This window comes from Flavobacterium muglaense (genome assembly GCF_014305155.1).
In the GTDB taxonomy this organism is placed as follows: domain Bacteria; phylum Bacteroidota; class Bacteroidia; order Flavobacteriales; family Flavobacteriaceae; genus Flavobacterium; species Flavobacterium muglaense.
Map to the genome: position 1 here is coordinate 1 of NZ_JACRUK010000078.1, position 8,382 is coordinate 8,382.

6 protein-coding genes and 1 pseudogene are annotated in these 8,382 nt (G+C 37.0%); 5 read left to right on the forward strand and 2 right to left on the reverse strand.

Annotated features, from left to right (window positions below):
• The first annotated feature begins 302 nt into the window (after nucleotides 1–302).
• The 3 genes and pseudogenes from H8R24_RS18235 (at nucleotide 303) to H8R24_RS18240 (ending at nucleotide 2,936) form a co-directional block, all read left to right on the forward strand.
• Nucleotides 303–1,559 (forward strand): hypothetical protein, encoded by a 1,257-nt coding sequence (locus H8R24_RS18235; protein WP_225876860.1) that lies wholly within the window; start codon nucleotides 303–305, stop codon nucleotides 1,557–1,559.
• Between the two features lie 18 nt (nucleotides 1,560–1,577).
• A pseudogene (locus H8R24_RS18450) lies at nucleotides 1,578–1,862 on the forward strand (MGH1-like glycoside hydrolase domain-containing protein); the annotation flags it as partial.
• A gap of 81 nt (nucleotides 1,863–1,943) precedes the next feature.
• Nucleotides 1,944–2,936 (forward strand): MGH1-like glycoside hydrolase domain-containing protein, encoded by a 993-nt coding sequence (locus H8R24_RS18240; RefSeq protein WP_394354178.1) that lies wholly within the window; start codon nucleotides 1,944–1,946, stop codon nucleotides 2,934–2,936.
• Nucleotides 2,937–3,042: 106 nt separating this feature from the next.
• Here the strand turns inward: H8R24_RS18240 and H8R24_RS17250 are convergent, their stop codons facing one another.
• Together H8R24_RS17250 and H8R24_RS17255 are read right to left on the reverse strand one after the other, a co-directional pair.
• The gene (locus H8R24_RS17250) at nucleotides 3,043–3,816 is read right to left on the reverse strand and encodes a TlpA family protein disulfide reductase (RefSeq protein WP_187021547.1); all 774 of its coding nucleotides are present in this window, start codon (nucleotides 3,814–3,816) and stop codon (nucleotides 3,043–3,045) included.
• Between the two features lie 31 nt (nucleotides 3,817–3,847).
• Entirely contained in the window at nucleotides 3,848–4,306 is a 459-nt protein-coding gene (locus H8R24_RS17255) for an RNA methyltransferase (RefSeq protein ID WP_187021545.1), read from the reverse strand.
• Nucleotides 4,307–5,015: 709 nt separating this feature from the next.
• Between H8R24_RS17255 and asnS the strand changes: the two genes are divergently transcribed.
• Entirely contained in the window at nucleotides 5,016–6,452 is a 1,437-nt protein-coding gene (asnS, locus tag H8R24_RS17260; protein WP_187021543.1) for an asparagine--tRNA ligase, read from the forward strand.
• A gap of 92 nt (nucleotides 6,453–6,544) precedes the next feature.
• Nucleotides 6,545–8,011 carry an RNA polymerase factor sigma-54 gene (gene rpoN, locus H8R24_RS17265; RefSeq protein WP_187021542.1) on the forward strand — a complete coding sequence of 489 codons (1,467 nt, stop codon included), beginning with the start codon at nucleotides 6,545–6,547 and terminating at the stop codon, nucleotides 8,009–8,011.
• Nucleotides 8,012–8,382 lie beyond the last annotated feature (371 nt).

The following is an 8,382-nucleotide window of genomic DNA, read 5'->3' on the forward strand; positions in this document are numbered from 1 at the left end:
TTATGAAAGTGATTATTTGGTGAAATTAAATCCAGTTATATGAAAATTGAGAATACTTTTTCAGCAAGCCCTAATTATTAGCAATAATTTTTACGAGAAAACAAACAAAACTTAACAATCCCAAACAATTAAGCAATAGTACTCCCTTGCCGATCTACTTATTAAAAATAAATCTTATTTTTACCCAAATGCTTAAAAACCAAAGAAGCCTAAGATGGTTTTTTACCTTTTTCAGCTTTAGAATAATAGACAAAGGCTTGTTTTTAAAGTCCTTTTAAAAATTAATATTTACAAAACAATATATGAGTCATCAAATTTCTGAAGCAGAAAAGCTAGCTGTTTCTGACAACTATCGAAATTGGAAAAAATGGGGTCCCTATCTAGCCGAAAGACAATGGGGAACCGTACGTGAAGATTATAGCGACAATGGAGATGCATGGGAATTCATTAATCATGATAAAGCACGTAGCAATGCCTATCGCTGGGGTGAAGAAGGAATAGGAGGTTTTTGTGATTCGAGAGAAATTTTATGTTTAGCTCCCGCATTTTGGAACGGGAAAGACCCTATTCTAAAAGAGCGATTATTTGGCTTGACCAACAACCAAGGAAATCATGGAGAAGACGTTAAAGAACTGTATTTTCATCAGGTTTCTACCCCTTCGCATTCGTACAATAAATACCTTTATAAATATCCACAAAACGAATTTCCGTACGAGGAAATAATAACGACTAACAATCATCGCAATAGGGAAGAAACTGAATTTGAACTATTAGACACTGATACTTTTAAAGACAATGCTTATTTTGATTGTTATATCGAATATGCCAAAGGAGACGTTGATGATATCCTGATGAAAGTTACCGTAGTCAATCGCGGGAAAGATACTGCATCCATTCATGTATTGCCGCATTTATGGTTTCGTAATTTCTGGAAACACAATAACAGACATCCACGACCTAACATGGAGTCTAACACCGCTGATTGCATTGTTTCCAAAAGTACCCGAAACGGTGACTACTACTTATACCACAACGAAGGAACTCAATTGTTTTGCGAAAACGAAACTAATAACGAACGCATTTACAACGCTCCGAACGAATATGAATATGTTAAAGATGGTATAAACAACCACGTAATCAATGGTGAAGCCACGGTGAATCCGGAGAATTATGGAACAAAAGCAGCTATTTGGCATCAGTTTGATCTAAAATCAGGCGAAGAGAAAAGTGTTAAAATACGATTGAGCAATACAACGCTAGCGAGTCCCTTTACCGATTTTGATGCCATATTTGATTTAAGAAAAAAAGAATGTGAATCTTTCTATAACGAAATCATCAACAAAGACATCCCAAAAAACCAACAAGCGATTGCCAAAAGTGCTTTTTCAGGTTTGTTATGGACCAAACAATTTTATTATTACGATGTACACAAATGGCTATTTGGCGGTATCGATGAAACATCGACCACTTATAGGCGAAAAGATTCTCGCAACTTTAGTTGGCAACACCTCAACAATCGCCATGTTATTTCTATGCCGGACAAATGGGAATACCCATAGTACGCAGCTTGGGACCTTGCTTTTCACATGGCTGCTTTTGTCGAAATAGACCCTTCTTTTGCCAAGCAACAATTACTTTTAGTTTTACAAGAAAGTTATATGCATCCCAATGGACAAATTCCTGCGTATGAGTGGAACTTTAGTGATGTAAACCCACCTGTTCATTCTTGGGCTGTGTGGACTGTTTATGAAAAAGACAAAAAGCGCACGGGCAAAGCCGATACGCCATTTCTAGAAAAAGCATTCCAGAAATTACTTATCAATTTCACATGGTGGGTAAATCAAAAAGACACAAGTGGAACCGACCTATTTGAAGGAGGTTTTTTAGGTTTAGACAACATTGGTGTTTTTGACCGAAACCATATGCCAGAGGGTATTAAAAAAATGCAACAGGCCGATGCCACAAGCTGGATGGCGATGTTTTCATTGAACATGTTGCGTATGTCACTAGAACTAGCCAAAACCAACAAAATATACGAAGAAGTGTCGGCTAAGTTTTTCAGGCATTTTCTAAACATTGCATGGGCAATGCACCATATCGGTAAAAAAGATCTTTCGCTTTGGGATGACCAAGACAATTTTTATTACGATGTTGTCGAAATGTCTGATGGGAGTACGCAACGTTTAAAAGTGCGTTCCTTGGTTGGAGTGATCCCCTTGTTTGCTGTCGAAATTATGAATAAAGACCTATTTGAAGAACTTAAAGATTTTCAAAGACGTGCTAATGAAATCATAAGAACACGACCCGATTTAGCATCACTAATTTCGAATTTAGAAAACGCCAATAAAAATGGTGATTTCTTATTCTCGATTATGCGTGGTTTTAGATTAGAGCATCTTTTAAAACGACTGCTCGATGAAGATGAATTCCTGTCTGATTATGGAATTCGTTCGCTTTCCAAATTCCATGAAAAAAATCCATTTGTATTTGGAGAAGAAGGACATCACCAAATTCAATACGAACCTGGCGAAAGCCGTTCGGGTATGTTTGGTGGAAACTCTAACTGGCGTGGCCCTATCTGGATGCCGTTGAACTATATGATTATCCAGTCATTGCGTAAATACTATACGTTTTACGGACCCACCTATTTATATGAATTTCCAACTGGTTCAGGGATAAAAATGAACTTAAACGAAATTGCCAACGAATTGACCAAAAGATTAATTAAACTTTTTGAACCCGATGAAAATGGGAAATTTGTATACCATTCTGATGATCCCGAAAACCATTTTGCTACTGATGAACATTTTAAAGGCCAACATCTATTCTACGAGTTTTTTGATGGCGATAGCGGTAAGGGGCTCGGCGCATCACATCAAACGGGATGGACTGCTTTGATTGCCAATTTAATAATGGATATGGAAGAGCATAAGTAAATACCCAATTATATTAAATTTCCCGTCTGCAAAGGCGGGATTTTTTATGTTTAAAAATCACCTAATACCTTTTAAAATAGAGATGCTTTTTTATTGAATACCAAAATTATTCTTCACTTGCTTTTGCCAAAGCAGCTTCTAGACTTTTAAAATCGGATAGTACTTTTACAATTACACCTTCTTTATTGATAATGAAATGCGTGGAAAAAGCATTGAGTTGCAAAGTCAAATTCATATAGGTTTTCATATTAGGAACCACTGAATACGAAAGTGGCTTGCGAGCCAAAAAAGGTTTTAATTGTTCTGGTGTATCTTCGGCTAAACTAAGGAAAATAATATCTTTTCTGTCTTTGTATTTATTTGCTAATCGATTGACATCTGGAAACTCCTTAAGGCAGGCTGCACAATGAATGTACCAGCATTTTATAACGACAATTTTCCCTTTTAAACTTTCATTTGTTATTAAATTACCGTTTAAATCCTGAAAAGAAAATGCAGGAAATGGTTCGCCTTCTTTCTTCAGATTTTGTAGTTCATTAAAAGCTATTTCGGCAATGGAAGCTTTTATACTGGAATCAGATTTGGGTTCTATTTTAAAAAGTTGGTAATACAATTCCGCTTTGTCCGATTCTAATTGAACGGGGATATAGTTTCCATTGGTTAATTCTTGAAGAAAAGCTTCTTTAGTAATTGGGTTTGATTTTGCATCAAAGGCCACAAAATCTGTCGACAGCATGATGTACGATCTTTGATAATTGTTCCAACCCACATAGGTTTCTTGAACTACGGACGGATTCACAGCCGGTTTCCAAAATTTAGCTTGCGCAATGCAAGAGCCAAAAGCGACTAGTAAAGCGAACGTATAAAAGTGTTTTTTCATGAGAACTACGTATTGAAAACCTCGTTTGTAATTAAGAACGCGGTTTATTAAGTCCTCTATCGTAGAGCACTATACTTCCTGCAACAGAAACGTTCAAGCTTTTTTCGGACTTGAATTTAACCAAATAATGACATTTTTCGATGGCTTTTTTTGAAAGCCCATTGTCTTCGGCACCTAATAGGTAGACGCAACGTCGTGGATGTTCGAAAGTTTCTAAATCCACCGCAGTATCATCAAGCTCCACCCCTACTAAGCGCGCGCCTTTGGGCAGGTTTTTATAGAAATCATCGAAGGTTTCATAATGAAAATACGGAATCGATTTTACGGCATTGTGAGTATCACTAGATTGTTTTGCATAGCGATTACCAATGGTGAAAATATAGCTGGCGCCCAAGTTTTGAGCCGTGCGCCATAAAACGCCCAAATTTTCAGGAGTTTTCCCGTTTTGTATGCCTATCCCGAAATACTCGGTTATAAAATTGTCATTCATGGTACAAAAATACGAACTGTGGCGTTGTTTGTCAAATTTATTAGTTTGAATTGTTTTGCAGAAAGCGTCTCTGTACCGTTGCGCTACTTTCTTGGGACGCTTTCTGCATGACAAACTGTGTGGAGAAAATCCAATCTTCTCTCGAAGAAAGCGTCTCAGTAAGCTGGCTCTACTTTCGTGAGACGCTTTCAGCCTGACAAACTGTGTGGAGAAAATCCAAACTTGTCTCGCTGGAAGCGCCTCAGCAAAGTGGCTCTACTTTCGTGGGACGCTTTCAGCTTGACAAATTGTGTGGAGAAAACCCTAACTTGTCTCGCTGCTAGCGCCTCAGTAAGGTGGCTCTTCTTACATGGGACGCTTTCAGCGTGACAAACCGTGTGGAGAAAACCCAAACTTGTCTCGCTGGAAGCGTCTTAATGCAGCTGCTCTACACTCTTGTGGCGCTTTCTGCTTGATAAACTGTGCGGGTTAACTCTTTAATAATAATTTCGGCACCTTTTATTTAATCTTAAAAACTCATGATTCCACTACGTTCTAGCCCAGATAGTAGCGGCATCCTTTTACTTTTTTTCTTTAAAAAAGTAAAAGATATAGCGGATAGCTGGAAATAGCTCCCGATTGCTTTGATTGACTTAATGACAATTAAAACAAATGATTTATATTTGCAGTTAAAACAGGACACAATTTTAAATTCAATTATACACATAAAATGAGACACACAAAAGTTAAAGACTTACTAAACAGTACAACGACGCTACATGAAGTAAATGCAAAAGGATGGGTAAGAACTTTTAGAAACAATCAATTTATTGCTTTGAATGATGGTTCTACCATCAATAATATACAATGTGTTGTCGATTTTGAGAATACTCCAGACGAGACATTGAAGAGAATTACGACTGGGGCAGCGATTTCGGTTACTGGAACTTTGGTAGAAAGTCAAGGTGCTGGACAAAAATTTGAGATTCAGGTTAAAAAACTGGAAATCCTTGGAGATTCGGATGCTGAGAAATTCCCAATACAACCAAAAAACAAACCAAGCTTGGATTTCTTGCGTGAGAATGCACATTTACGTGTGCGTACGAACATGTTTGGTGCAATTATGCGTGTGCGCTCGGTATTATCATACGCGGTACACAGTTATTTTCAGGAGAAAGGTTTTGTGTATGTAAACACACCTATCATCACTGGATCTGACGCTGAGGGTGCTGGTGAAATGTTTAAAGTTACGGCTTTACCATTTGACGGGACGCCAAGAAAAGAAGACGGAAAAGTAGATTATAAAGAAGATTTCTTTGGAAAAGAAACGAATCTAACAGTTTCAGGACAATTAGAAGGAGAGACTTTTGCGATGGCATTAGGACAAATTTATACGTTTGGACCTACGTTTAGAGCGGAGAATTCAAATACTTCTCGTCACCTTGCGGAATTCTGGATGATTGAGCCAGAGGTTGCTTTTAATGACTTGAATGACAATATGGATCTTGCTGAAGACTTTATTCAGTACGTAATTAAATATACATTGGACAAATGTCCTGAGGATTTAAAATTCCTAGAAGGAAGATTGCTTGACGAAGAAAAATCAAAACCACAGGCGGAAAGAAGCGAAATGGCTTTGCTTGACAAATTGAATTTTGTTTTGGAAAACAATTTTAAACGCGTATCTTATACCGAGGCAATTGACATTTTGAGAGAGTGTACTCCAAATAAAAAGAAAAAATTCAACTACATCATTAACGAATGGGGAGCTGATTTACAGTCAGAACACGAGCGTTATTTAGTAGAAAAACACTTTAAATGCCCGGTAATCTTGTTTGATTACCCAGCAAATATCAAAGCGTTTTACATGCGTTTGAACGAAGACGGAAAAACGGTACGTGCGATGGACATCCTTTTCCCTGGAATTGGAGAAATCGTAGGAGGTTCACAAAGAGAGGAACGTTTTGACGTTTTGGTCGAAAAAATGAAAGCTTTAGGAATTGATGAAGAAGAATTATGGTGGTATCTAGATACTAGAAGATTCGGGTCGGCAGTTCACTCTGGTTTCGGACTAGGATTTGAAAGATTAGTGCTTTTTGTAACTGGAATGACAAACATACGTGACGTAATTCCTTTTCCAAGAACGCCAATGAATGCCGAATTCTAGAAATAGTTTAAATTGTTTAAGGTTTAAAGTTGTTTAAAACACGGACAACTTTAAACCTTACACCTTAAACTTTTTTAAACAAAAAATATAAAATGCTAAAGCAATTCTTAAATTTAAAATTATCACAGAAATTATCTCCACAGCAGATCCAGCTGATGAAGTTAATTCAATTGCCTACGCAAGCCTTTGAGCAACGTTTGTTAGAAGAAATGAACGAGAATCCAGCTCTAGAAGCAGGTAAAGAGGAAGACGATTACGATCAGGATGAGTTTCAAAACGACGATTACGACGATTATGAAAACGACGAGTCGGAAAGAATTGAAGCCGATGACATCAACATCGACGAATATTTAAACAGTGACGATACCCCTGATTATAAAACGCAAGCTAATAACTATAGTGATGACGATGAAGATCGTGAATCACCATTAGCAGCACCAATTAGTTTTCACCAAGATTTAATCAACCAGCTTAACACTTTTATCCTTGATAATGATGAACGTGATATTGCTGAATTTCTAGTGGGAAGTATTGACGACATGGGATACATTAGACGAAGCATTCCTGATATCGTTGATGACATGGCGTTTACACAAGCCATTTATACCGATGAAGAAACGGTAACTAGAATCTTGCACGTTATCCATGAACTAGAACCATCTGGTGTGGGTGCGCGCGACTTACAAGAATGTTTATTACTACAATTAAAACATAAAACACCCACAGAATACGTTGATCTTGCGATCGATATTATCGAAAATCAATTTGATGCTTTTACTAAAAAACATTACGATAAACTATTGCAAAAGTATAATGTTTCAAATGAACAATTAAAAAAAGCGGTTCACGAAATAGAACGTTTGAACCCAAAACCAGGAGGTGCTTTTACCGGAAATAATAAAGTAACGGAAAATGTAGTTCCAGATTTTGCTATTCGAATAGTAGAAGGCGAACTAGAACTAACATTGAACGGAAGAAATGCTCCTACCCTGCACGTTTCTAAGGATTACCAAGAAATGATGCAAACGTATAAAGTTTCTACCGATAAATCTGGTGCGCAAAAAGATGCAGTTCAGTTTATCAAACAAAAACTAGACTCGGCCAAATGGTTTATTGATGCAATACGTCAACGCCAAGAAACCTTATTTGTAACCATGAATGCGATCATGCATTATCAAGAAGAATATTTCTTGGAGGGTGACGAAACCAAATTGAGACCGATGATCCTTAAAGACATTGCTGATATGGTGGGACTTGACATCTCGACGGTTTCTCGCGTTGCCAATAGTAAATACGTAGAAACTCCTTATGGGACTAAATTGATCAAAGAATTCTTCTCGGAAGCAATGAAAAACGATCAAGGTGAAGATGTTTCGACACTTGAAATCAAAAAGATATTACAAAACATCATTGAAGAAGAAGATAAGAAAAAACCACATCCCGATGATCAATTAGCTGAATTGCTAAAAGAAAAAGGATACCCTATTGCTAGAAGAACCATTGCTAAATACAGAGAACAACTCGATATTCCGGTGGCTAGAATGAGGAAGAAGATATAACAACAAGAATAAATGGTTCAATCTAGTTTTGTCAAATCGAGCGGAGTCGAGTTGCGATAGTGGTTCTCGACTTCGCTCGAACTGACAATCGTGTTCAAATCATTCATACAAAAATTAAAAACTTTTCTAAGCCATCAGAAAGCTTCATAAGATTGCGGATCAAACGTTAATCAAAAAAAACTCTTTCTAAGCCATCAGCAAGCTTGATAAAATTGCGGATCAAACGTTAATCAATAAAATATTCGTCCAAAAAAACCCCTTACTTAGCCATCAGAAAGCTTCATAAGATTGCGGATTTATACCGAACAAAAATATAATATAAACCAATTTTGATAATTGGTTTTTTTATATTATATTTGGTCTATATTATA

Bases quoted from the DNA above. Each gene is read 5' to 3' on its own strand.
- H8R24_RS18235 (WP_225876860.1), top strand. From the start codon at position 303: ATGAGTCATCAAATTTCTGAAGCAGAAAAGCTAGCTGTTTCTGACAAC.
- H8R24_RS18240 (WP_394354178.1), top strand. From the start codon at position 1,944: ATGCAACAGGCCGATGCCACAAGCTGGATGGCGATGTTTTCATTGAAC.
- H8R24_RS17250 (WP_187021547.1), bottom strand. From the start codon at position 3,816: ATGAAAAAACACTTTTATACGTTCGCTTTACTAGTCGCTTTTGGCTCT.
- H8R24_RS17255 (WP_187021545.1), bottom strand. From the start codon at position 4,306: ATGAATGACAATTTTATAACCGAGTATTTCGGGATAGGCATACAAAAC.
- asnS (WP_187021543.1), top strand. From the start codon at position 5,016: ATGAGACACACAAAAGTTAAAGACTTACTAAACAGTACAACGACGCTA.
- rpoN (WP_187021542.1), top strand. From the start codon at position 6,545: ATGCTAAAGCAATTCTTAAATTTAAAATTATCACAGAAATTATCTCCA.